General features: G+C 68.8%; 18 protein-coding genes. 5 read left to right on the top strand and 13 right to left on the bottom strand.

Going from position 1 to position 24189, the window contains the following annotated elements; all coding sequences use genetic code 11:
* Positions 1 to 13 precede the first annotated feature (13 nt).
* A complete protein-coding gene (locus ACSHXN_RS47160) occupies positions 14 to 829 on the bottom strand; it encodes a tyrosine-type recombinase/integrase (protein WP_438307109.1) in 816 nt (271 codons plus the stop codon).
* Positions 804 to 1631 carry a hypothetical protein gene (locus ACSHXN_RS47155; RefSeq protein ID WP_438307044.1) on the bottom strand — a complete coding sequence of 276 codons (828 nt, stop codon included), beginning with the start codon at positions 1629 to 1631 and terminating at the stop codon, positions 804 to 806. Before ACSHXN_RS47155 ends, ACSHXN_RS47160 begins: the two co-directional genes overlap by 26 nt.
* 66 nt (positions 1632 to 1697) lie before the next feature.
* Here ACSHXN_RS47155 and ACSHXN_RS47150 point away from each other — a divergent pair, with 66 nt between their 5' ends.
* Both ACSHXN_RS47150 and ACSHXN_RS47145 read left to right on the top strand, forming a co-directional pair.
* Positions 1698 to 2498, top strand: a complete 801-nt coding sequence (locus ACSHXN_RS47150; protein ID WP_438307108.1) for an IS5 family transposase — start codon at positions 1698 to 1700, stop codon at positions 2496 to 2498.
* Between the two features lie 14 nt (positions 2499 to 2512).
* Positions 2513 to 3121 carry a DUF6000 family protein gene (locus ACSHXN_RS47145; RefSeq protein WP_438307043.1) on the top strand — a complete coding sequence of 203 codons (609 nt, stop codon included), beginning with the start codon at positions 2513 to 2515 and terminating at the stop codon, positions 3119 to 3121.
* A 35-nt stretch (positions 3122 to 3156) separates the two neighbouring features.
* Here ACSHXN_RS47145 and ACSHXN_RS47140 read toward each other — a convergent pair whose 3' ends face one another.
* Complete coding sequence (locus ACSHXN_RS47140) at positions 3157 to 5634, bottom strand: tyrosine-type recombinase/integrase (RefSeq protein ID WP_438307042.1); 2478 nt, start codon at positions 5632 to 5634, stop codon at positions 3157 to 3159.
* Complete coding sequence (locus ACSHXN_RS47135; protein WP_438307041.1) at positions 5631 to 6923, bottom strand: tyrosine-type recombinase/integrase; 1293 nt, start codon at positions 6921 to 6923, stop codon at positions 5631 to 5633. The genes ACSHXN_RS47140 and ACSHXN_RS47135 overlap by 4 nt, the downstream gene beginning before the upstream one ends.
* Before the next feature lie 408 nt (positions 6924 to 7331).
* Between ACSHXN_RS47135 and ACSHXN_RS47130 the strand changes: the two genes are divergently transcribed.
* The 3 genes from ACSHXN_RS47130 (at position 7332) to ACSHXN_RS47120 (ending at position 10448) form a co-directional block, all read left to right on the top strand.
* Positions 7332 to 7895: a DinB family protein gene (locus tag ACSHXN_RS47130; protein ID WP_438307040.1), complete on the top strand. Its 564-nt coding sequence runs from the start codon at positions 7332 to 7334 to the stop codon at positions 7893 to 7895.
* Positions 7896 to 8340: 445 nt separating this feature from the next.
* Entirely contained in the window at positions 8341 to 8862 is a 522-nt protein-coding gene (locus ACSHXN_RS47125) for a F0F1 ATP synthase subunit B family protein (protein ID WP_438307039.1), read from the top strand.
* A gap of 143 nt (positions 8863 to 9005) precedes the next feature.
* Positions 9006 to 10448 carry an NF041680 family putative transposase gene (locus tag ACSHXN_RS47120; protein WP_438307107.1) on the top strand — a complete coding sequence of 481 codons (1443 nt, stop codon included), beginning with the start codon at positions 9006 to 9008 and terminating at the stop codon, positions 10446 to 10448.
* A gap of 1203 nt (positions 10449 to 11651) precedes the next feature.
* Here the strand turns inward: ACSHXN_RS47120 and ACSHXN_RS47115 are convergent.
* The 9 genes from ACSHXN_RS47115 to ACSHXN_RS47075 all read right to left on the bottom strand — a co-directional run bounded on the left by ACSHXN_RS47115 (position 11652) and on the right by ACSHXN_RS47075 (position 24186).
* Complete coding sequence (locus ACSHXN_RS47115) at positions 11652 to 12035, bottom strand: hypothetical protein (protein ID WP_438307038.1); 384 nt, start codon at positions 12033 to 12035, stop codon at positions 11652 to 11654.
* Between the two features lie 292 nt (positions 12036 to 12327).
* Positions 12328 to 13302, bottom strand: coding sequence for a transposase family protein (locus tag ACSHXN_RS47110; RefSeq protein WP_438307037.1), 975 nt, complete (start codon positions 13300 to 13302; stop codon positions 12328 to 12330).
* Between the two features lie 315 nt (positions 13303 to 13617).
* Positions 13618 to 14166: a GNAT family N-acetyltransferase gene (locus ACSHXN_RS47105; protein WP_438307036.1), complete on the bottom strand. Its 549-nt coding sequence runs from the start codon at positions 14164 to 14166 to the stop codon at positions 13618 to 13620.
* 368 nt (positions 14167 to 14534) lie between these two features.
* Positions 14535 to 15437, bottom strand: a complete 903-nt coding sequence (locus ACSHXN_RS47100; RefSeq protein WP_438307035.1) for a GNAT family N-acetyltransferase — start codon at positions 15435 to 15437, stop codon at positions 14535 to 14537.
* A 719-nt stretch (positions 15438 to 16156) separates the two neighbouring features.
* Complete coding sequence (locus tag ACSHXN_RS47095; RefSeq protein ID WP_438307034.1) at positions 16157 to 17074, bottom strand: replication-relaxation family protein; 918 nt, start codon at positions 17072 to 17074, stop codon at positions 16157 to 16159.
* Entirely contained in the window at positions 17071 to 19503 is a 2433-nt protein-coding gene (locus tag ACSHXN_RS47090) for an ATP/GTP-binding protein (protein WP_438307106.1), read from the bottom strand. The genes ACSHXN_RS47095 and ACSHXN_RS47090 overlap by 4 nt, the downstream gene beginning before the upstream one ends.
* A gap of 176 nt (positions 19504 to 19679) precedes the next feature.
* Positions 19680 to 20321, bottom strand: coding sequence for a hypothetical protein (locus ACSHXN_RS47085; RefSeq protein ID WP_438307033.1), 642 nt, complete (start codon positions 20319 to 20321; stop codon positions 19680 to 19682).
* Entirely contained in the window at positions 20318 to 21469 is a 1152-nt protein-coding gene (locus ACSHXN_RS47080; RefSeq protein ID WP_438307032.1) for a C40 family peptidase, read from the bottom strand. The genes ACSHXN_RS47085 and ACSHXN_RS47080 overlap by 4 nt, the downstream gene beginning before the upstream one ends.
* Positions 21466 to 24186, bottom strand: a complete 2721-nt coding sequence (locus ACSHXN_RS47075) for a hypothetical protein (RefSeq protein WP_438307031.1) — start codon at positions 24184 to 24186, stop codon at positions 21466 to 21468. The genes ACSHXN_RS47080 and ACSHXN_RS47075 overlap by 4 nt, the downstream gene beginning before the upstream one ends.
* Positions 24187 to 24189 lie beyond the last annotated feature (3 nt).

Genomic DNA, 24189 nt, shown 5'->3' with positions numbered 1-24189 from the left:
TTGGCGGAGCCGATCAGGTGGCTCGTGCGGCGATCTCGCCGAAGGTCGGGATCCCGAGGTTGATGGTCGTGGCCCGGCGTCGACGGTCGTCGAGCTGAGCGAGCTTGCTCTCGGTGGCGGCAAGGCTGACGCGCAGACCCTCGGCCTCGCCTAGCCAACCTTCGTGTTCGGCCTCAGTGATCCGCTCGTGCAGGTTGCCGCGGATCTCTTCTAGACGAGGTCGCTGACCAGGGTCGACGCGGAGAACTGGGCAGCGGACGCAGCTGTGTTCATGCTGGCAAGTGGTGCCGTAGGCGCGACCGCAGTCGCCCAGAGCGACCTTCCTCCGCGCGAAGTGGCCAAGGAACTCCTCCCACTCCGCATCGGTTGGGGTGCGGTACTCCTCGCTGGGCCGCAGTGCCCGGCGGCGGGCGATGAAGGCCCGGTGGCCGTTGATTGCTTCTTCGGGGTAGACCGCCTTGTAGCCCATGGTGGTGTTGATGTTCTTGTGGCCGAGGATGAGCTGGGCGATGTGGGGCGGCATCCCATTCATGATCGCTTCTGTGGTGAAGATTCTCCGGAAGTCGTGTGGCTGATAGTTCAGAGGCTGGCCGGCCACGTCGGTAAGGCCAGCAGCTTGGAGGGTCTCGTTGAGCGCCTTCCGGATGGTCTTGGAAGAGACAGCCCGCCGCTGACCACCACTGGACCACTGGAAAAGCAGCGGAGTTGGCGGAAGCCAGATCTTCTCCAGGCCGTCGTAGAAGGGGACCAAGGGGATGGCCCCACTGGCCTCACGGACCCGGCTGACGATCGCGCTGAGGACGTCAGCGAGTTCCGGGCTGACAACCAGAAGCCTCTCCTCGTCGGTCTTGGACGGGGCGATCTGCAGAAGCGGGATGAGCTCGCCGGTAGAGGGGAGGGTGTACTGGGTGATGCCGGCTGGTGAGCAATTCCTCGGCGCGGGCCCCGGTGGAGACCCAGAACGCGAGCAGGGCCCGGTCGCGGTTGTACTTCAGCGCGGCGAACAACGCGTTGAACAGCTCGTCCGGGATCCGCCGCGGGATGCGCTTGGGCACCTTCGGCCGGTAGCGACCGTGCCGTTCGGGACGGAACGGCTCCAGCGGATTGTGGTGTGCGTGAGCCCGGGAGGTGCGGCGTGAGCGATCGAGAGGGAAGGGGTTGATGATTGGGCCGGTGCCTTCGTCGAGGTGAAAGTCGTAGAAGGTCCGCAGCACCGTTTCGCAGTGGGCCCTCGTGGAAGGCGCGTACTTCCGGCCCGGGGCTGATCTGCCGGTGACCGGGTTCGGCGCCCCCGGCTCCGCCCTCGGGGCCGGCACCGTGGGCGCAGTGATGCCTTTGCGCTGGTGGCGCCAGTGCACGCGTACCGGCTTGTCGGTGAGCTGGAGCCACCGGCAGAAGTCGCGGGCCTCGGCTCTGGTCGCCTGATCCCAGCGCACATCGACGGCCCAGAGGAACCGGTACCACCGCAGCAGGTCCATCCCGTACGAGCGGATCGTCGTTGCCGGCTTCGATGCGGCCTGCAGATCAGCGAAGAACATCGCTACTGGCAGGACGAACTGCCCGTCGGCGTCTAGCAGTTGGTATGGCTCGGCAGCTTCGCCGGTCTCTTCCAGGCGCCCGATCTGCGGCACGACGAAGGCCGCCAGGTTCCGGCTCAGTCCTTCAGCATCCTTCGCGCACCGGCTAACGCCAACACGCTGAATAGGTCACTGAGCTGCAGAAACATCAATGCTAGTTCAGTCAATACACCACTGCTGCCGGTTCCGGCCTGTGAGACCCCGGCCGGCGGCCGTCCGGAGAAGCACCCCCGCCGGGAGATCGTGGACGCCATCCGCTACGTCGTGGATACGGGCTGCAAGTGGAGGGCCGTGCCCAAGGACTTCCCGCCCTGGCGCACGTGTTACGGGTACATGGCCCGCTGGGCCGCCTGCGGCGTCATCGGGCAGATCCGTGACCAGCTCCGCAAGCGGATCCGCCGCGAGATGGGCAAGGCGCCCGGAGCGGTCGCCACCGTCATCGACTCGCAGTCGGTCAAGGCCGCCGAGACCGTCGGCAAGGACTCCCGCGGCTACGACGCCGGCAAGAAGATCAACGGCCGCAAGCGACACCTGGTCGTGGACACCAAGGGCCTGCCACTGTTCGTCATGGTCACCCCGGCCGACATGACCGACCGCAACGCGGCCAAGGAAGTGCTGTTCCGGCTGCGGCTGATGCACCCCGAGATCACCATCGTCTGGGCCGACTCCGCCTATGCCGGACAGCTCGTCGACTGGGCGAAGACTTTCCTGGGCCTGACGATCAAGACCGTCAGCCGGCCGAAGAACGTCCCCGGGTTCGTCGTCCTGCCCCGGCGCTGGGTCGTCGAACGTTCGCATGCGTGGGTCATGCATGCCCGCAGACACGCGCGCGACTACGAACGGCTCGTCCAGCACTCGGAATTCTCTGAACTATGGATCGGATCTCGCGGGACCCCGCTTGTGGGGTTGCCTCCTTGGTAGGTCATGATGCGGCGATGAGCATGCAGCATCCCCGGGAAGTTGGCCACGAGCACGTCGTGGCCCGGTATGTCGCTGGTGAACGGCGATATCTCGAACTGCTGGGAGGTAATTTCCTTCGCCTCGGGGAGGAGGCACGGGCTGCCTTCGTAAGCGCGCTGCAAGCTGACTCTCTCCAGGTGAGCGACCAGGAGATCAGAGCACTCCTTGCGTATGAATGGCGTTCCCGACTGACCGCTGCGTGGTTGGTCGGCGTGGCCCGGCGGGTTGAGTGGCGTGAACGCATCGGCGGCCTTCTGCTGGCTAGTGAACTCACCTATGCAGGTCAGGGCTACTGCTTTGCGCTCGCCCGGTTCGGCAGCCAAGATGATGCGGACATCCTTGTGTCCTATTTGAACCGGTATCTTCCGCAGTTGGAATGCAGGTATGACCAGGGACCCGCCCTTGGAGCTCTCATGAGGCTGGATTCCCAGCTGGGCACAAGTCACTCCGCGCGATTCGTTGCTCCGGACGGCCCCTGGGAACGGTGGGTTGATGCCCTTCCGCATACGCGCGGGACCGCGACCGCGTGGGCGGACGGCTCCAGAGCAGCGATCGACGCATGGTGCGGGCCTTGGGACGCTTGACCTGTCGCTCATGACGCGGAGAACGGTGTCGGCCGTCAGGTGTCGGTGGCGCGTCCCGCGATCTGGTTGAAGGTGGGCATCCCGAGATCGACCGCCGAAGCCGCGCGGGCTGTGGCGGCGTCCATCTGGACGAGCTTGTCGTTGGCGCCGGCGAGGCTGGTTTCGAGGCCTTCGACTTCGCCGAGCCAGCCTTCCCGCTTGGCCTCGGCGATGCGGTCGATGAGGTTGTCGCGAATCTCGATGAGCCGGGGTCGTTCGGCAGGGTCAGGCCGGAGTATGGCGCATCGCAAACAGGCGTGCTCATGAATGCAAGGGGTGGAGAAGGCCCGGCCGCAGGTGCCGATGGAGAGCTTGCGCTTCTCGAAGTGGCCGAGGAAGGAGTCCCATTCCTCATCGGTGGGTGTGCGGTATTCCTCGCTGGGCCGGGAGGCTCGGCGGCGGGCGATGAAGGCCCGGTGAGCTTCGATGACCTCTCGGGGATAGACCGCGAGGTATCCCATGGTCGTGTCGATCACGCGGTGGCCGGCGACGAGCTGGGCGATGTGGGGCGGCATTCCGTTCATCACCGCGTCTGTGATGAAGATTCTTCGGAAGTCGTGCGGTTGCATGGTCAGCGGCTCGCCGCTCGCGTCGGTCAGACCTGTGTCGGCCAGGGCATGGGTGACGTAGGTCCGGATGCAAGTCGGGTGCATCGCCCTGTTCTCGATGCCGATGCGGTGCTGGAACAGCAGCGGCATCGGCGGGTTCCAGACGCGTTCGTGAGGGTCGTAGGCGGCAACCGATGCGACGATGCCGTCGCTGTCGCGGACCCGCATGATGATTCGGCTCAGGACGTCGGCCAGCTCGGGGGTCACCAGGATCAGGCGCTCCTGATCGGTCTTCGACGGGGCGATCTGCAGGAGTGGGACGAGCTCGCCGGTGGTCGGCAGCCGGTACTGGATGAGCGAGTGGTGGCTCAGCTCACACAGTTCCTCGATCCGAATGCCGGTGTGACGCAGGACTTCGACGGCGGCCCAGGCCCAGAACGCCTTGTGCTCCTCGTGAGTGAGGTCACGCCGGACGGCCCGGGCTGCGGTCCTGGGCGCTTCAAGCTCCTGGGCCCAGACCCTGGCGCCAGACGCGGACTTCAGCACCGGCCGGAAGAGCCTCTGGCCCTCGGCGCTGAAGACGGTGCCGGGCTCGGCCTGCCGCGCGGCTGCGAGGAGCGCCGCGGCCCGGAGACGGTTGCGTTGGCTAGTGCTGACAAGGAGCGGGAGTACGGGCAGTCGTTCCCGTGTGCGCTGGTCCATCTTGGCCTTGACGCGGCGCTGGTGCTTCTTCTGGTTCGCTTCCGCGCTGGTGACGGGGCTGGGGGCTGCCCAGGGACCCCAGCGTGCGGGGTCCTCAGCGGCCCACTGCGCGAGGTCGAGGTAGAACGCCCGCACCGTCGTCAGATCCGATCGCGCGCTCTCCCGCGGGCTGGTGACTGAGACCGTGCTGCCATCGGCCCTTCGAACTTTCGTCGTCTTCGTCCGGTGTCGTGTCTTCCAGGCGGAGGCAACCTCCGGCAGCAGTCGAAGGGAGTCGATGCCCGGGTGGTGGGTTTCCAGGTCCCTCCAGAAGAGGCTCCCCAACACGCGGGAGACGGCCGCGAGCGACGTGTAGTCCAGGACGGCCTGGCGCTCGCACAGGTAGTCCACGAACAGGTCGCGTACCGGTTTGCAGGCGATCTCGTAGCGGTCGATCATCTCCGCCACGCTGAGCTGGCCTTGTCCTGCGGTGAAGGCCCGGATCGTTGAGGGCGCGTCCGGAGGGAAGACGCCCGCCTTGTGCAGTAGCCGGTAGAACGCGGTTCGGTCGCTGGTCGCTGCGTGGGCGACGTCCTGGGCTTCCAGGATGTTCACGCAGTCCCCGACCGTGATGTCGCTGATGCCGCCGCCGTTGCTGGCGAGGATGACCGCGATTCGGTGCCGGGCGATCCGCAGTACGGCCGACGGGACCTTGTCGGACGCCGCTTGGGCACTCAGACGCTCGAAGCCCTCCAGGTCACGGGCCGATGCCATCGCCCGTCCGAGATGCTGTGAAGTGCGGCTGAGGAGCCATGCCGACGTGGGACGGATGACGTCCCCGCAGATCAGCATCAGGAGCCCCGGCGACAACTGCGAGTCGCGCAGGACCAGCCCGTGGGTCCGGGTAAACCACTGCCGGGGCAGGTCGAGCCAGCCCTCCCTCGGCAGCCTCTCGGCTCCCGTGGAGGTCCAGCGTTCCTGCCACGTGTCTCCGGGTTGAGCCTCCAGCCAGGCCAGTACGTAGCGGACGCCGCGACACCGGGACCTCGTCGTGGCCTCGTTCTGCGCGGTGAAGGGACGCTGTGCCAAGCGGCGCACGACCTCGTCCATGGACGCCTGGGTGGCTGGCCAGGAGACGGACGGGGCCCGAGCGGGGAACTTCTCTCTCAGCGCTGATTGTGCTTCCCCGAATCGCCCTCGTTCTACGGCCTTCAGCGTCGACGGGTTGTCCTCGATGGTGGTCACGCGTTGGGCCTTCCGAACAGGATGTCCATCGAAGCGGGGTCGTAGCCGGGGGCGGGCAGCGGTGGTCGCGGCTGCTCGGTGGCCTTCTTCTCCTGCCGGGCGTGGTGGGCAAGCATGTGCCCGACGATCTCGTCGGAGGCGGGGGTGAGGTAGATCTGAAGGGTGGTCAGCTGCTTGTGGGCGAGGACCCACTGCACGTCGGTGAGGCGGACGAGGGGATCGCTGGTCATGCGGTAGGTCGCCGTGTGGCGGAGGTCGTGCAGGGACCAGTTCGACCCGAGAAGTTCCTGGACACGGATGAACATCGCCCTGGCCGCCGGGTACTCCAGCGGTCTCCATGGGCGCCGGAGCGTCCACCAGAGTGGGGCATTGCGCCCCCGGGGCACCCCGCGGCGCCAGGCTTCCTCCTGGGCGAGCCTCAGCCAGACGAACGCGTCCGGCGAAGCCGGCACCCGCTGGTAGTCGCGAGTGCCCTTGCGGATGACGCCGATGACCTGCTCGCCGGGCAGGGCATCGCGGTTCGTACTGGTCAGCAGCTCTTCCGCGCGTACGCCCGTGGAAATCCAGAAAGCGAGCATCGCGCGGTCGCGGTTGTACTTCAACGCAGCGAAGATCGCGTTGAACATCTCATCCGGGATTCGTCGCGGGACCCGTTTCGGGACCTTAGGCCGATAGCGGCCGCTCCGCTCCTGTTTGAACCGCTCCATCGGGTTGTGGTGGGCGTTTGCCCGGCCGGCTTGGCGGGAGCGGTCCAGGGGGAACGGGTTGATGATCGGTCCGGTGCCCTCGCGCAGGTGGAAGTCGTAGAAGGTCCGCATGACTGTCTCGCTGTGAGCCCTCGTGGTCGCCGCGTACTTGACGCCCGGCGACGACTTCCCCGTCACAGGATTCGGTGTCCCCGGTGCCGGCCTTACGGCTGCAGACCCCTTCGGTCCTGCCGTCTCCGATTGGAGCTGGCGACGCCAGTGCACACGCACGGGCTTGTCGGCCAGCAGCATCCAGCGCATGAAGTCCCTCGCCTCGACGCTGGTCGCCCGGTCCCACCTGACGTCGAGCACCCAAAGGAATCGCAGCCAGCGCAGCAGATCCAGCGCGTAAGAGCGTAGGGTCGTGTCTTCGCGGCCGGCGGCCTGGAGGTCCTTGAAGAACGCCTGAGCCTCCGTGCAGACCTGCCCGTCCTTGTCGATCAGCTGGTACGGATCCCAAGGGTTACCGGTCTCTCGTAAGCGACCCCACTGCGGCAGCTCCAGAGCAGATAGATCACGCTCGGCTCCCTCGTTCTCAGGCATGCCCGGAAGCTAGCAGCAACATCCTCCATACCGTGCCTGAACTGGGAAAACGCCCAAGCTAGTTCAGTCAACAGGAATCGCTCATCACCTGGGCTGCAATCACGTTGATGACCAGGCGGATCACCCGCCGAAGCTCTCGCAGGAGCGGACAGCCGGCCTTCCGCGAGGCCCACCGCGACTGATCCGATCGGCACTGACGGTCAGCAGTGCCACCGAGAAGTCACCGGGCCTTCAAGTCAGCCCAATTCTCGCACCACCACGACGACTTCATCAGCGCAACCGGCAACATCGAGACCGGTGTCCTGTTGCCCAGAAATCCCAGGTCGCGCTGCCGGACAGCATGGCCGGAGTCGTCCTGCGTCCACCAGGCCGGCACGCTCTGCTCGACGGGGTCTGTAGTGTGCGGCAATGACAAGAAGCGAGAGGCTCGCGGAGCAGTTGGACTGGTACTGGCGCAAGAACCTGCGGCCGCGGCTGGACGGTCTTACCGACGAGGAGTACTTCTGGGAGCCGGTGCGCGGCTGCTGGAGCATTCGCCCACGTGGCACGTCGGCCGCACCGACGTCGGCGGGTTCAGGGGAGTGGACGATGGACTCCGCGTCCCCTGCCCCGGAGCCAGCGCCGGTGACCACGATTGCCTGGCGGCTGGCGCACATCATCGTCTCGTGCCTGGCCTATCGGGTCGAATGGTACTTCGACGGCCAGGACTTCGACGCCGAGGCGTTCGCCTACGCGGGGACCGCTGACGAGGCGCTAAAACAGCTCGATGAGATGTACGGGAGATGGAACGCGGGGGTCCGCGAACTCTCGGACGCCGACCTAGAAAATCCGCCCGCGATGGGTCCCGAGCCGTTTCCCATGGAGAACAGGGTCCTGCACGTCAACAGGGAGCTGATCCATCACGGCGCCGAGATTTCCCTGCTGCGCGACCTCTACCGCTGGCAGGACGGAGCCGCACCACACCGAATATGAGCCGGGTGCGGTGCCAAGCAGCAGTCGACCAGCCGCCCCCGCCACCCAGACCCCGCCGTTCGAACTCTGAGCTGGGCAAACGCCCAGACGCCGCAGGTGGTCATGTCATGCCCAGCTCAGAACCAGGCACTGAGCTTGTTCTTTATCTACCAAGATCTGCCCGGCTTGCCGATGGCTTTGAGGGTCTCGGGGCGCTTGACGGTCCGGCCGGCGTCGTAGCGGGGTGCTCGGTGTTTGTCTTGCGTAGCCGCAGACATCAGGCTTCGGACCCTGTCCGGACAGCTGAGGCCGGGCGAACATCTGCCATGTGTGCGCAACCTCCACGTAGCCAGAGCGGACGTGGCGGTACGTCACCGTTTGGATCAGGCGAGCCGCCCAACAGGGCTTCCCCAAAGCGCCTTTGGCACCCGAGCGACCGATGTTCGCGGTCTTGTAGGCTCCGGCCATGGACCTAGGACCCCTTGAGCCCCATGGTGTCGAACTCATAACTGGGCTCGCCTGTTTCGGCGTTGTATTCGGCGTATTCGCAAAGTTCCTCCTTCCACGCATCGAGAAGGTCATGGCGGAACGCGACGACGCCATCGTCGGTACCCGTGACCGTGCTACGGCCACCAGGCGCGAAGCCGACGGCATCCATGCCGAGTACAAAGCGCAACTCGCTGAGGCCTACCGAGAACTCGCTGCAACTCGCCAAGAGGCCCGAGAGCAGGGAGCCGCGATCATCGCCGCCGCTCGAGAAGAAGGACAGCGGCAGCGGGATGCCCTGGTGGCGGACGCCCATGCCCAGCTCAACGTGGACAGGGCCCTCGCCACAGCCGCTTTGAACGAGAACGTCAGGTATCTCGCCGTGGAGCTTGCGAGCCGAATCGTCGGAGAGCCCCTTGACGTCTTCGCCCGCAACAGCGACGTCATCGACCGGTTCTTCGATGAGCTGACCGCAGAACATTCCAAAGGCACCGCGGCCTGAACTCGGCTTGTTCTGCTTCTTCCGGTCTCGAAAGGCGTCTCGAACTGGGTCGTTCACCTGGGGGTTCGCCGGACGTGGGGGCGGCCTTCGTCTGATCATGTGCTCCGACCAAGGTGCACGTGACCACGACGAAGGCCGTGAGGGTGAGTCTGCTGCCTGATGCTGTCCGGAGGGAAGCGTTCGCGGAAGCGTCATGCTTCCGGGGAGAGTTCTACGAGTGTCTGACTGCCCGGCGCGACGCGTTGTTCGAACTCACCGACGCGGTGCTGTGTGCGGACGATGCGGTGAAGTCCCCGGTGGACTTGACGTTGTTGCCCGAGCATCGTCGTGGGCACGGAGCGTTGTACGGCGGCTTGAACCACGGCCGGATCGACGTCGGCCGGCTGCGGGCGGTGCTGGCCGGGCTGTCGCTGCCGCGTTTCGACGGTGGGCGCCTGGTCCAGGCGGTCGATGTGTCGCCGTGGCTTCGCTCGGACGCGCCGTGCTCGGCGGAGCGGCTGTTCTGCCACGTCTATGGCCGTGCAAAGGCGGCGTCACAGTTCATCCCGGGCTGGCCCTACTCCTTCGTGGCCGTGCTGGAGCCGGGTGCCACGTCCTGGACCGCGATCCTGGACGCGGTGCGGCTCGGCCCTGCGGACGACGCGACAGCGGTCACCGCCGAACAGCTACGGGGTGTCGTCGAGCGGCTCGTCACCGCGGGCCAGTGGCAGACCGGGGACCCGGCCATCGTGATCGTCAGCGACGCCGGCTACGACGTCACCCGCCTGGCCTGGGTGCTGCGCGACCTGCCCGTCGAGCTGGTCGGCCGCGTCCGCTCCGACCGTGTCATGCGTCTGCCGAAGCCGCCAAGGATGCATGGCGTCAACGGCCGGCCGCCCAAACACGGCCCGGAATTCCGCTTCACCAAGCCGGAGACCTGGCCCGAACCCGCGATCACCACCGTCACCGACACCACCAACTACGGCAAGGCCGAGACCCAGGCATGGGACCGGGTCCACCCAAGGCTCACCCACCGCTCCTCCTGGCTCGACCATGACGGTGAACTCCCGCTGGGCGAGGGAACGTTGACGCGGTTGAAGGTAGAGTATTTGTCGAAGGGTCGGGATGCCCCGCCGGTGTGGTTATGGTCCTCCAAGACCGGCGCGACCCCGGACGACGTGGACCGTTTCTGGCAGGCATTTCTCCGCCGCTTCGATCTGGAGCACACATTCCGTTTCGCGAAGCAGACCCTGGGCTGGACCACTCCGAAACTCCGTACCCCTCAAGCCGCGGACCGCTGGACCTGGATCCTGATCGTCGCCCACACCCAACTCAGGCTCGCCCGGCCACTCGCCACCGACCTCCGCCGACCCTGGGAGAAACCCGCCACCTCCGACCGGCTCACCCCCGCCCGCGTCCGCCGAGGGTTCAGGAACATCCGCGCTCACCTGGCCTGCCCGGCCCGTGTTCCCAAACCCCGAGGCACCGGCCCCGGACGGCCACCCGGCGCCAAGAACAAACACCGGGCACCCCGCTACGACGTCGGAAAGACCGTCAAACGCCCCGAGACCCTCAAGGCCATCGGCAAGCCCGGAAGATCCTGGTAGATAAAGAACAAGCTTAGCTCCCGACGTAAGGGCCGGTTCAGTCGCCTCACCCCCCTCATCAGGTCACTGTGCCCCTGCATCCCCGGAAGCGATCCGTGATGCGCATCTCTGCACCCGCCAACGGCGCCAGCTCCTTGCAAGGTTCGGGATCACTTTCCGGCTCCCTGTCCGTGCAGCAGCCGTCCGGCGTGACGGCAGGCTTGTCACGCATGCCTGTTGCCCTCAGCGGGTTCGTCGGGACGGTTCAGGACGGGCATGGGGTAAGCCAGATACAACGGATTATGGACCAGGGCAGGCAATGACTGCTTCCCGCAGCACGCAGACCTCCAGCGGATGCATCCACCCGGCCCGCACGGCTCAGCCACATGCCCGGGCATAGGGCTCGTCGGCGGTAGCAACCACAACGGCGTGACGCACGTGCTGTACTCCCAGACGCACGTCAGCAGCCCAAGGAACCGCAGGTACTCGTCGGCGCGGCGGGTCACACGCCCAGCAGAGCAGTTCCGACAGAGAGGGACAGGTCGGTGGCGGTCCTGCTGTTCGAGCGCTCGACAACGATGCTGAGCCGGTGGCTGCCCTTGCCCAGGCCAGTAGCAGGGCGGCGAGCATCTTGACGGTGCGGCCCACGGCGGACGCCGTGACGACGTCTCCGACAGCCCAGGCGGCCTCGCGTCCGGCCTCGGCGTCCAGGGTGGCCGCCACCAGGACGCGGTTTCAGTTCTCGTCGACGCGGTGCTGCGCGGCTGTCGCGCCGGTCGCGTGAGCTGATGAGGCAGGGCGGCTGCTAGTGCGCCTAGCGGCCGCCCTGCCGACCTGGCGTGCTGAGAACACCAGGACTGTTTCAATAGCGCCGGCCGACGGGAGACGTGTCGCGGCCGGAACCTAGCGGTAGATCAAAAGCCGGTCAGGAGTCCTCATGGCCAGTTATCAGCCAACTGTCATAGGTCGGTGCGAGAGTTGATAGACGGCTTGTCGTTACCCGGGCGGTGGCGACACCAACCGTTCGTCAGGTACCAGGCGCGGGATCGGTTGGAGGCCGGTAGTACTGTGTAGTCCAGACTGTCGCGGCGCAACTTGTTCAGAGGCCCGGAGAGCAGCGCGCACCGGCGACGCGCAGCGAGGGCCGAGTCGATGCATATCCGCCACGCCCAGGGGATCTCCGTGCTCCCATCCCTAACCCCCCTGGAACCAGGGTCGTTGGGCTCAGTAGGCGACGAGACCGCTGGTGGGGCGGTCGAAGTGCAAGTAGAAGTAGGTGCCGTCGAGGACGTCGGTGGCAGCCGTGCCCCAGGTCCCGCCGGTGATCCAGGTGGCCTTGTTGCACGCTCCCGTCGTAAGGAAGCATGTCTGGACCCACATGCCGGCGTTGGGCTTGACGTTGATGTCCCCGCAGTTGGAGGTGGTGCGGGCATAGGATGTAGCAGGCCACGTGTTGTCGCTGGCCGTGCTGAAACTCTTCGCGCTGCCGTAGCAGCTCGCTGCTACAGCAGGTGCCGCGTTGGCCGATGTGCCGGTCGCGGCCGTGAGCCCGCCTGCTGCAAGGGCCGCTGCTGCCAGAACCGTGATACCGCGCGAGCGGATGTGCATGTTCCCTCCCGTTTGTGTCCGCCGTGCCACCCGACGCGGAGTGCGGGTAGGCGGGGCAAGAGACAGCAGCGTGCCACCCGAAGCCAAACCTCTCATGTGCAAGCAGCGCACTCTGATTAACACAGGACGCACCACCACGCCTCTACTGAACTTGAAGGCGTGATGTCGGACGATCACGGCCCTCTGTCTGCAGAAGTCCTGGAAGGCTTGGGATGCGCCTGAGCAGCTGAGGGAATGGTCTCTGGGGGGAAAGTGATCAAGCACATGGATACCGGCTGAGGGTGCAGTTGCGTCAGGGGAGATTGGCGTGGTCGACCGAGTCGATATCGCCGATGGCTACATCGACCCTGCAAACTGGTCGGCGGTCGGCTCCGTATTCACCCTTGTCGGCGGCTACGCAGGTAGCCAACTTCGCCTCAGCACTCGCCCGAGTCACCTCGATGAAGCAAGGATCCGCGCAGCTGCACGCCCTTACGGTCTCGGAAGAAATTGAGCTTCGGGCGTGCTCGCCTGGAGGCTCGGCTGGTGGGTGATCAGCGGGTGGTGTCGCGGACGAGGACGAGTTCGGTGCTCGTCCGGCGGCGGGTGGCCCGCTGCGCGGATCGGTCGGAGACGAGCGAGGCGATCGCGAGATGGGTCTCGGCGTAGGTATCGCGGCGTCCGGTGAATCGGCGCAGGGGTGCCCACTGGCGGAGCTCGGCGTTGGTGTGCTCCACGCAGATTCTCGCCGAGACTGCCGCCGCCGTGTCTCGCGCCAGGCGTGCTTGTCACCGTCGCACGCCTCGTCCTTGGGCTTCTTCGGTGGGGTGCTGACCTGGCCGGGGAATTCTTTGGCCAGCCCGAGGTAGCCGGAGTCGACCTTCGCCTTCACGCCGAGACGGATGCGGAACTGCTCGGCGATGCCCTCGGTGCGCACGGCGGTCTGGTCGTGCATCCGGCCCGGGCGGACCACGCCGGACAGCAGCAGGCGGCCCTGGCCGTCGCTGAACGTGGTGGTCTTGATGGTGTTCTGCTTGCGTTTGCCGGAGACGAAGGCCCGGCGCCCGGGGCGGTCGGCCTGCGGGCGGCGGACCTGGGTCTCGGCCCCGTCGAGCCGCAGCTCAACACCCTCCGCCTCGGCATAGGCGAAGACGTCCCCCAGCATTTTCAGCCGCAGGCCGGGCCGGTCCGGCACTGCGAAACCACGGGCCGCCAGCAGCGGGCGGACCTGGCGGATGGCCGCGGAGACGGTGGAGCGATCCACCTCGAAGAGCTCGGCGAGCACCATGTGCGGCAACTGATCAGATGGACCAGGGTGACCAGCAGCCGATCGAGGAAGACCAGCTTGGGCTTTCGGCCAGCACCCTCCGCCCTCCGACGCTCCTCGCCCCGGGCCTCGCGGAGCGCGGACTGCCGGGCGGCCTCCCACGCACTGGCGAGCTCGGCGAACAACTCGCCGAAATGTGCGCGTGAGACGCCGGACAGGGCAGGATGGGAACAGGCCGCGCGGGCCCAGGTCAGCTTCACAACTCACCCAACCTGTGCGGCCCTTCTCATGTCACGGCCCGACAAGGACGCCCACGATTCCGCCGCGGCCGTACAGCTACCCGGCCTGGATCGCGTCAGCCGGGATCTCGAAGACGAGCTCGAGCCCGTCGCGCTCGTTCCCCTGCTCGCCAACGCACGTGAAACCGAAGCCCGCGATGGTGGCCAAGGAGGCGTCGTTGCCGGATCCGATCCTGGCGCGCACGGTCCTGACACCGGGTTCGGCGGCGGCCCTGACGAGCAGCGCTGCCAGCATGGCGCGGGCATAGCCCTGGCGGCGGTACCCGGGCACGACGGTGTAGCCGACCTCGACCATGCCGGCCTCATCCGGCGGCCCATGGAACCCGGCGTCGCCGACAACGGCCCCGTCCGGCTCGGACACCGCGGCCCGCACGATCCAGGGCGCGACAGAGGGGTCCTCGGCGAGCTGGCCAGCGCGATAGCCGAAGATCCCGCGGGCCCGGTCAGAGACGAAGTACTCGTCAAGGGCGACCCCGGCCTCGGCGCTGCCGCCAGCGAGGTCACCCTCGGCAAGCGCCCGGAGCGCCCTTGCGCTGAGCTCGACGAAGCGGACGCGTTTGGGGATGGAGAGAAGTTCGCTAGTCATCGCGGAGATGCTCGCCCAGCACCGCAAGGCTGTCCACCGCTTTACGGACTCGGCGGACACGGTGATCGTCCCGGATGGACCGTCCGTGACACCGCCTGACTGTGAACGAGCCGCCAGGCTGGCACGCCCGAAACTCAATTTCCCCCGAAGTCGTTAGAGGTCACGCAGATAGGCCCCTTGGTACTGGTGGGCTCACATATTCAACTGTCGCGAGTTCCTCAGGTCACTGCGTACATCAACTGCAGAGAGTGACGTGCCCTCTTGGTCGGCGAATGCATCGGCGACGTAGGAGCCGCAGCAGCGAGGGTGCGGGACTCGGTTGTCGCAGCCGGAGTCCCGCACCCGCTTCCTGTCTCGCGAGGTCGGGGCTACATCAGGTCGATGCGTTCCTGGGCGATTGGGTAACCGGCCCTCGCGAAGTGGGCGGCCATCGGGACATTGGTCTGGTCCGTCCCGGCCACGATGCGGTCCACGCCCTCGTCGGCGAGCTTGTGCGTGGCCTCGACGAGCAGGTCGTAGGCGTATCCGTGGCCGCGGTGCTCGGGCACCACGCCGATGTAGCCGATGAGAGGGTCGCCATAGTGGCGGCCGGGGACGCTCAGGCCGACGAGTTCCCCGGCGGGGTCATAGGCCAGGCGCCACCACTCGCGCGGGCTCGGCAACCAGCGTAGATAGTCGAGTTCTTCCTGGGCGGCGGCTTCCAGCCCTGATGTGGCGATGGTGCGGCGCACATGGGCGTCGAGACTGCCCTGGTGGATACGGCGGAAGACGTCGAGGACCGCCGCGTCGTCGGGCTCGGGACGGAATTCGAGGCGGTCCGGGCGCACGGGCACGCCGCAGTCCGGTGTCCAGCGGTAGCGGAAGCGCTCGACCAGAGGGGACAGACCCGCGGCGACGGCCGCGTCGATCCGGGCCTGGGCTTGTTCCCGGACCGCGGGGATGTCGCGCCAGCCGGGCGGCAGTTTGAGGGAGTACTGGGCGTACAGCGGCGAGGCGCGGAGCAGTTGTGCGGCTGCACTGGCATCCGTGAAGTCGAACCAGTCCAGAGCAACCGGGTTGTCGTCCTCCGGCCCGGCCCACCAGGCGGCGCGCGCGACGACGATACCGTCGCGCAGAGCCACCCAGGTCCACTCGGGGCGGTACTCGCCGGCGGCGGCCATCCCACTGTAGGTGTCACCGAAGGCGGCAAAGCCGACCAGACCGGGATCGGGCAGAGATTCGAAAAGTGCTTCCTCGCCCGCGGCGAGGGGGCGGATGACCAGATCGGTCATGTGAGAGGTCCTTTCGGGCAGCGATGCGCTCCCGTTCAGATCCTCGGCGCCCTCGGAACGGGGTGGGAGCGCATGAGAGTCAGCTGGCTCACGGTTCCCACCTCCTTTTGCGATCGAGGACGCTAGCGCAGCGTAACAGCGTGATCGAATCGCCGACAACACCAGCCGTCCAGCCGCACGCACTACATCTCGGCTCGCCCGAACGGGACTTGGGGGGACCGGAACTATCAGTAGCGGCAGCGGTGATATGGCGGGGGGACGCGGTCAGAGAGCCAGAGTTCCTACAGGTCGGGAACGTGGCTGTCAGAGGTCACAAGGACAACGGGGAGGTCTACGAGGTCAGCTCGCTGCCGCTCGGGAAGCCCGGCGGTTTGCTGTAGCTTCGATCACATCCCGTTGGAGGGCAGGCCCAGACCTACGTGTGAGGGAGCGGTGGTTGTAGCCGGGCGAGAGGGAGCCCCTGCTGCTCGGTCGTCGGCAGGGGTTTCGTGCTGTTCGGTGGCTCCCGGCAGCCTCTGCGTAGCGCGCAGGTCCGGACCGTCTGGCGTCCCGACCTGCCCATTCGACCACCCGGCAGCCCACTTCATCCCTTTCGTCGGCCCGTAGTTATCCCTGCTCGGCGGGACTGTGTGAGGGGTGATGGAGGCTTTGCAGGTGCCGGATACGACCGCAGCGTCTCTGTACTGCCTTCGCTGTCGGCTGCTCGGGTTCAGACGCCACTAAAGGGCGTACCACGGGCACTGGTCCTCGCCTCCGGCGAGCGGTGTCCATACGTCTGCGGAGGGTCCGTGTGCTTCGAGGTCCTCGAGCACGGCTGCGCCGAGGGGCACGTCGCGGGCGAGGGCGGCGACGAGGGGGTGCTGGGCGGCCATGGCTTGGAGATCACTGATCCGGTGGTGCAGGACGTATGGGGAGGCGCCGGTCAGTACGAACAGGACTCGGGGGAAGACGGGGTACCAGCGCAGCCAGGCGGCGCCGGATGGCTGGCGGGCGCGCTGGCGGCCGGCGGGCTGGGGTTCGTAGGTCCAGAGCCGGGCGTATTCGATGAGCTTGGTGGCGAGGCGTTCGCTGCCCATGGTGGCCCGGTCGACTTCGATGAAGGCCCGCAGTTTCGTGCGCTGTTCGCCGCGGATGAGGGTGTAGTGCAGGACGGCGTCCGTGATGACTTTCTCGCCGTCGCTCAAGGGGTGGGCGACCTCGGGTGTCCAGTCGAGGTGGCCGTGTTCGTCGCCGCGGCGGCGGGCGTCTTGGGCGAAGGCGAGGTGGGCGCGGACCGCGGTGAGGGTGTGCGGGGTCTTCAGGGAGGCGGCGGTGGCGGAGGTGACGGGGTAGGGGGGTCGGCCTCGCATCTCGGGGAAGTCGCGGGCCAGTCGGGCGCCTTCGCTGGTGAGGTACCAGGCGCGGGTGCGGTTCGACTGGGGCAGCACGGTGTAGTCGACCAGGTGGTGGCGGCGCAGTTTGTTCAGCGGGGCGGAGATGCTCTGGCGGGTGGCTTCGGGCCGGAGCAGGGTGTGGAGTTGGCTGGTGGTGGCCATGCGGTGCTGGGCGAGCGCGGCCAGGAGCTGGTGGGGCAGCCGTTCGCCGGGACGCGGCGTGTGCCGGGCATGCACGGGTTCGAGGGCGGGCGTGAGGGTCATGTGTATTCCTTTGCTTTGTCCAGTGATACGGCCGGCGTGCGGCGGGTGGGGGTGTGCTGGGCGAGGAAGGCGTTGACGCGGTCCAGTTGGGTGGCGGCCCGTTCGGTGAGCTGGTCGAGGGGTTGTGCTCCGGCGGTGGTGCGGGCCGTGTGCTCGAGGCGGGCGACGTCGCGGGGGCGGGCGTAGTCGGCGAAGACGTCGTCCAGGTGCGGGCCGGTGACCTGGACGGGGCCGATGCGGCGGCCGTGGACGGTGAGGGTCATGTAGTGCTCGTACCGGTCCAGTGCTGCGACCTCGGCGGGGCTGGGGGTGTCGCCCCATTCGGCGGTGATGGGGGCGATGGCGGTGGTGGAACCGGCCGTTGAGGCGAGGGTGGAGGCGTTCTGGGTCAGCGACATGCGGACCGGGGCGGGCAGGCGGGCCAGGAGCTGGGTCATGCCGTGCACGGTGACCTTGTATTTGCGGAAGTCCTCGAACATGGAGGCGATGGTGTCGGGGGCGGCGCCGGTGAGGGTGATCAGTTCGTCGAAGTAGAGGCGGAAGGGCCTGCGGTGGTGTTCGGGGGTGTCGCGGCGGGAGCGCACGGCGCGGAGTAGGTCCCGGGCGAGCAGGGCGGTCAGCAGGCGGTCGGTGGGGCCGTTGCCGGCGGGGCAGATCCATACGATCAGTCCGCTGTCCATGGCGGCGCGGCTGTTGTAGATGCCGGTCGGCTGGCCGAGGAAGGCGCGGGTGACGGGGTGGGCGGCCAGGCGGGCGAGGGGGTTGAGGACGACGGCGAATGCGTCGGAGGGCAACGTGGGGAAGACGGTCTGCCACCACGCGCGGATCTCCTCGCTGAGTCGGCCGGACACGGCGGTGAGCGCGGCCGTGCGGAAGGCGGGGTCGCCCAGGAGCGCGCGCACGTGGAAGAGGGTGGCCTGGTCCCGGGGGCGGCCGGCGTGGCAGGCGGCTTGGTTGACGGTAACCAGGACGGTCAGGCATGCGGTGAGGATGGTGATCGCCCGGGGGGCTGATGCGTCGTCCCAGCCGAGCACGGAGGCGAAGGCGTCGGTGACCGCCTCGATGACGTCGTGCGGTGCCGGCCCGTGCTGCATGGCCAGCGGATTCCACGAACTCAACAGCGGTGTCGGACCGACCGTGTTGAGGTCGATCAGGGCGATGCGCTGCATCAGGGGGTCGTGGGCCAGGAAGGGGGCGGCGCGCGGCCAGGAGTCGCGGTGCGGGTCGAGGAACATCAGTGCGCCGCCGGCGTGGGCCCAGCCGATCGCCTGGGCCAGGGCGCGTTCGGTCTTTCCGCCGCCCGCCCGCCCGACCGCGCATTCGAACAGGGTCTCTGTGGCGTGGGTGGCGACCAGCCGCCTGCGCCCGTCGGGGCTGCGGTAGATGCCCTGCAGCAGCAGGTCGGGGTCGCCGAAGGTGAAGGTAGGCAGGGAGTCGGCGAGCAGCGGCAGCCGGCATTGGACGGTGGGCGGCTTGAGCAGGCCGGTCAGCTCTTCCAGGCGGACCCAGTTCGCCCGCGGCGGCTGGCAGTGCCCCAGCTTCCAGCGGCGTTCGAAGCCGCGGCGACTGGGCCAGCGGTCGGCGCCCAGACGCCACGGGCCGACGTGCAGCCCGCGCATGGCCCACCTCGAGTGGCCACCGAACACATCCAGGGCGGCCTGGAGTTGGGCGAGGCGGGCCTCGGCGCGGCCTTCGATATGGGAGGCGCACATCACCAGCAGCTGGACGCGCACGAGCTGGTCGTCCTCGGCGAGTTTGCCCAACGCCTGCGCCGGATCCACCCGGCGCGGGATGGGCGGCATGACCAGACGCCGCTCGCCGGCCGGCCGCCGGGTGCCGTGGAGCAGTTGCTGCAGCTGCCAGGCCAGCGAGTCCTCCAAGCCGGCGGCGTCCCGCCGTATCCAGCGGGCGGCGCGCTGGGCTTCCTTCTGTTCGGCACGGCGGGCGGCGGTCATCAGCTGCAGGCGGCGGGCGCGCAGGGCCCATTTGGGGGCGCGCTGGATGTCCAGGCGGATCTCGGCCAGGTCCCCGAGTTCGGCGCGCAGGTCGCAGACGGCGTCGACCAGCGGCTGCAGCGGGTCGGGATCCAGCGGCACCTCCCGCAGCGGGGCCGTGGGCTTACCGCGCAGGAGGAATTCCGCGCGGACCACGTGCTCGCGCGGCTTGTCCGCGATCGGCCGCGCCCGGCTTACAGCCACGTGCGCGCCGAAGGGGGTGATGGACAGCAGGCGTTCGCCGCCGGCCGGGCCCTCGATGCGGTAGCGCAGCGGGCGGGTCCCGTCCGCCCGCAGCCGGATCTGCACCGCCTTCGATCGGCGCGGCGCCCACCACGGCATGCTGGTGGAGGCCCGGGCGAGTTGCACCCCGCGCCGGAAGATCTCCTCAAGGCTCGGGTCGAAGTGCCGGTCGGGCACGAGCTCGAGGGCCATCCGCTCGGCCGAGGCCCGCCTGGCCAGGTACCGCAAGAGAGCTTCGCCCGCACCCCAAGCAGCGGCGAGGGCCACCGCGAGGAGGTACCAGTGGGCGGCCAGCCAGTTTGCGATCTGAGCGATAGAGGTGATCGGGCCGAGGACGGGCCCAGGGCCGGTGATCGCGGCCTGCTGGGTCAGATACGGGGCGGCTGCACCGTCCACGCGGATCCCCCCTTCCGTGTGCGAGTGAAGTGCCAGTCGGTGATGCGGCCGTCCGTATAGGTGCCGCCGCGGTCGGCGCCCGCCCACACCAGGTGCACCACCGCCTGACGGGGGCTGGGGCCCCGGCGCGCGATGCTTGCCTGGATCCGGAACCGGGTGAACGCCGGTGGTGTCACCGCCTGCTGGCGGTCGGGGAAGAGGGCGGGCCAAGCGGTGCGGCCGATGCCGGTGGCGTCCGCGCGCAGCAGCGCACAGCCCAGCGTGAGCAGGCGCCGTGCGTCGCCCGCCGGTAGGTCCGCGGGCCATGCGGCCTCGAGGGCCTCTTGGATCGCCCGGTCGCCTGCGGTCCCGTCGCCGTGCGGCGGCAGCGCCGCTCCGGAAGACGAGGACGCTGACGGTTTGGCCGGGGCCGTCCCCGGGGGCTTGCCGGCCGGCGGCAGATGGCTGGCCGGGGTGGTGCGCGCGGTCGGGCGTCCTTGAGCGGCGGCGGTCGGCGGCCGGGCGGCGGGGGAGTTCGGGTCGTGGGGCAGGGTGAGCAGGAGGGTGCCGGCGAGGGCCAGCAGCACGGTGGTGATCAGCAGCAGGCGCGGGGAGCGCGGCGGTGGCGTGGTCACGGCAGGCGTGCTCCTCCCGCATAGCCGGACAGTGCAGCGACCGCGTCGAGGCGGACGAGGGTGCCGGGCCGGGCGGCGTTGATCATCTGGCCGCCGCCGGTGTAGATACCGACGTGGTAGATCGTCGTGTCGCGGCCGGGGACGTAGGCGTAGAAGACGAGGTCGCCCGGCTTGAGCGCGCGGATGCCGCGGCTGGCGGGGATCCTGTGGCCGATGCCGGCCTGTGCAGCCGCGGTGCGCGGCAGCCGGATGCCGGCCTTGGCGTACGCGTACAGGGTCAGGCCCGAGCAGTCGAAGCCCGTGATGCGCGTGCCGCTTTTGCCGCCTGGGGAGCAGCAGCTGCCGGTGCTGGGCCCGTGGGGGCTGCCGCCGCCCCACGAGTAGGGCACACCCCGCTGGGACAGCGCCGCCTGGAGCACCGTGCGGACCGTCGCGGACACGCCGGTGAGGTCCGGGCGTGAGGCGGCCGCCGTGTACTGGTCGATCCAGCCCAGCACAGTCGACAGGTAGGGCGCGGAGTGGTTGTACTGCCAGATCGCCGCCCTCAGTTGGGCGCGTCGGGTCAGGTCACGGCCGTGGCCGCACAGATAGGCGGCGGCACCGAGGGCGGCGTCGTCGGCGTTGTGCGGGTCGGCGACGTGATCACCGCTTGCGTCCTTGCCGGTCGACTCCCAGGTGGCGGGCAGGAACTGGAAGGGGCCCACAGCCCGTTCCCCGTGGGCGGTGCCGTCCCACCTGCCGCCGTCGGTGTCCGGGAAGGCGGTGGTGTTGCCGCCGGCGCCGGAGCCGTTCAGGAGCACCCCATAAATTTTCGGGTGGATGTCCCCGCCCGCAGTGATGGTGTGGCCGATGGCGTGGTTGGACTCGACCTTCGCGATCCCGGCGAGGATCGGCCAGCGCATGCCCCGGCACGCGGGCACGTACCGGCCGATGAGGTGGACGGCTTTTTGGTAGGCCGTGAGCATGCGCGCAGGGATGTCCGCCGCGCTGCCGCCAGTGACGTCGCTTGCCTGGGCACGTGTCTGCAGGGCGATGACGGCGCTGATCGCGCCGGACAGGGGAGCGGCGCAGCACAGGGCGGCGAACAGCACCAGCACCACCACGGCCGCGCATCCTGCACGCCGGGTGCGGCGACGTTGGGACTTCACGCGCCCTCACCGCCCTCTCCCCGGCGCCGGGCTTGCTCCTGGCGGCGCCGCTCGGCGTCGGGCGCGGTCCTGCGCAGCAGGTCCTGAAACCGGGCGCGTGCCTGGTCGCGCGTGGCATCGCCGGCGCCGCGTCCGCCGGGCAGAACCGGCCCGGCCTCCCGCCGCAAGGCCGCGCCGGCACCAGAACCAAAACCAGGATCGGGCGCGGGGGTGGGTGCGGGAGGATTCCCGGCCGACGAGGGCGGGGACGGGGGTGTGCCGGGCCGCGCGGTGGGGTTGCGTGCGGGTGCGGCCGGTGCCGTGCGGGTGGGCAGGCGACCGCTGAGGAACGGGCCCATCCCGCCGCGGTCGTCGCTCTCCTCCCGCACGACGCGGGAGGCGTGGCGTCCGGCATCGGCCCAGGCCCGGCCGTCCTCGCGCAGCGTGTTCCCCCACACCCGTACCTGCTGGCGTGCGTCCTGGGCGTAGCGGGAGCCGCCCGAGCCGGCGCGGCGAAAGCCGGCCGGCAGGCCGAAGGTGGTGCCGTAGGCGGCGCGGCCGGTGCGGTGGAGGATGCGGTAACCCCGGTAGCGCACCAGCCGGTTGTGGGCGCGGGTGGACAGCAGGGTGCGGTCGGTGTTCTGGTCGTGCAGGACCCGACCGGAGACGGGGTCGATGATCCGGCCTTCCGGGTTGCGGTAGCGGTCGGAGGGCCCGCTGGGCCTGCCCGGACCGGAACCACCCCGGCCGCCCGGCCCGCCACTACTGCCCGGGCCTACCGGCCCGCCGCTGCCCGGTGCGCCACCTGCCGGGGCGTCGCCGCCAGCGGTGGGCTTGCGCCACCTGGCCAACCGGTCCTCGTTGGGCTGCGTGCCGATCAGCAGCCCGTGCGCACCCCTCGCGCCCAGCCGTGCCGCCATCCCGGCGCCCACCGCGGCAGCGGTGAGCGGGGCGAGACCGCGTCCGGCTTCGGCAGTGGCATCCGCGAGCATTCTGCCGGTGTCCACCGGCATGCCCGTGCCGTCGGCCATCGCCGTCAGCGCGTTCATCAGCCGGTGGCGGGTGCCGAGCCTGCTGTACCGGCCGCCTCCGGTGACGGCACGCAGCCCGCCGCCCGAGCCGAGGGTGGGGGAGTTGAGGGCGAGGGCGGCGCCGAGGTCGGAGGTGTCGCCGGGCAGGTGGGTGCCGCCGACCTTGGCGTAGCGCATCCGCAGGGCCATGCGCCGGCCGAAGGAGGTGATGCCGGCCAGGAGCCGGCGGTGCCCGGCCGTACCGGCGATGGCCAGCACGTCGATCAGCAGGATCCGCTCCACGACCAGGTCGGGCCCGTTCGTGATCGTGGCGTCGACGGCGATGCCGAAGAACGGGATGAAGGCGCACACGCCGACCATGGCCAGGATCGCGATGCCCCACCACGACAGCCACTTCCACACCGCCTGCCGGGCGGGGCCGGGCAGCATGCCGGCGATGAAGGTCACTCCTCCGGCGGCCGCGGCGGCCGCGCAGATGCCCTGGGTGCCCAGCAGCACGATCACGCAGGACAGCAGCATGCCGCAGATGAACAGCGCGGCGATCAGCAGCAGCACCGCGCCGCCGACCCGCCACCAGGTGGGCTCCTGTGCGTAGTCGGCGCAATCCTTGCCGACCAGGCCCGCCTTCTTCAGGTCGGCGAGGAACGCGGCGAACTGCTGGTCCTGTTCGGTGACCAGGGGGCTGGCCGTATCCAGCAGCTCACCTCCCGGGGTGAGGGAGGGAAGGCCGGTGCTCCGGTGGGGGCCGTCGCCGGTGTCGCGCTGGCAGTACTGCTTGCCGGGGCCGTGGACCAGCGAGCACGCCTTCCTCCTGCTCTGCGAGGTGGCGCCCGGCTGGTAGCCGCCGGTGATCCACTTCAGGTGGACGGCATAGGCCGCGCGATCGGACGGCTTACCGGGGTCGAGGATGCGCCCGTACTGCAGCAGCATGTACGGCTTGACGATCAGCGCATTGGTAATCGAGTCCTGGATCGGGCGGGCCACCTCGGCCGCGGAGACAGGACCCTCGCCCTCCCGCTCGAGACAGGCGCGTTCGGCGTTGCCGGCCATGCCCTCACACGGCCCCCGGCTGGCGATCTTGCCGCCCCAGTCGTAGGAGTTGACGCTCTGCTGGGCGACCTCGGCGGCCACCTGCTGGCCCTGCCCCAGCGGACCGCCTGGGGCGAGGAGGTAGTCGGGGCGGACGAACACGGATGCGGCCAGGGCGCCCAGAAGCAGAGTCAGGAAGATCTCGCCCAGGCCGCGGCCCACCTTCCCCCGCACGATCATGAAGGAGGCGAACACGAACGCCCAGGCCAGCAGAAGCCCCTTCAGCCCGAGCGCGTCAACGACCACATGCTCATATGCGTCGGCGGTCTTCTGCGCCGGCTGCAGGAGGATCTTCAACAGGGGGAAGCGGAACGCCAGCTCGATCGCCCACCCCGCCAGGCCGACCAGCAGCCGGATCAACGTGAACAGGCCGGACAGGGCGAAGGCGAGGGCCTGGGAGGTGAAGGCGACGATGGAGCCGCCATCGGCAGTGAGCTCGTAGCCGTCGATCGGCACCCCCTCGGAGGAGGTGATGTTCAGCGGGGCCAGCAGATCCCCGCTTCCACCGCTGCTGCTCGTGGCCGCATACACGACCTGGCTGTTGACCATGACGAACACGGCCGTAAGCAGCGCCACGAAACCGGCAGCACGCACCGTGCCGCGATCCAACCGCCGCATCTC

Source organism: Streptomyces sp. HUAS TT11 (assembly GCF_051553595.1).
Taxonomy (GTDB): Bacteria; Actinomycetota; Actinomycetes; order Streptomycetales; family Streptomycetaceae; genus Streptomyces.
This window is presented reverse-complemented; position numbering and strand designations above follow the sequence as displayed.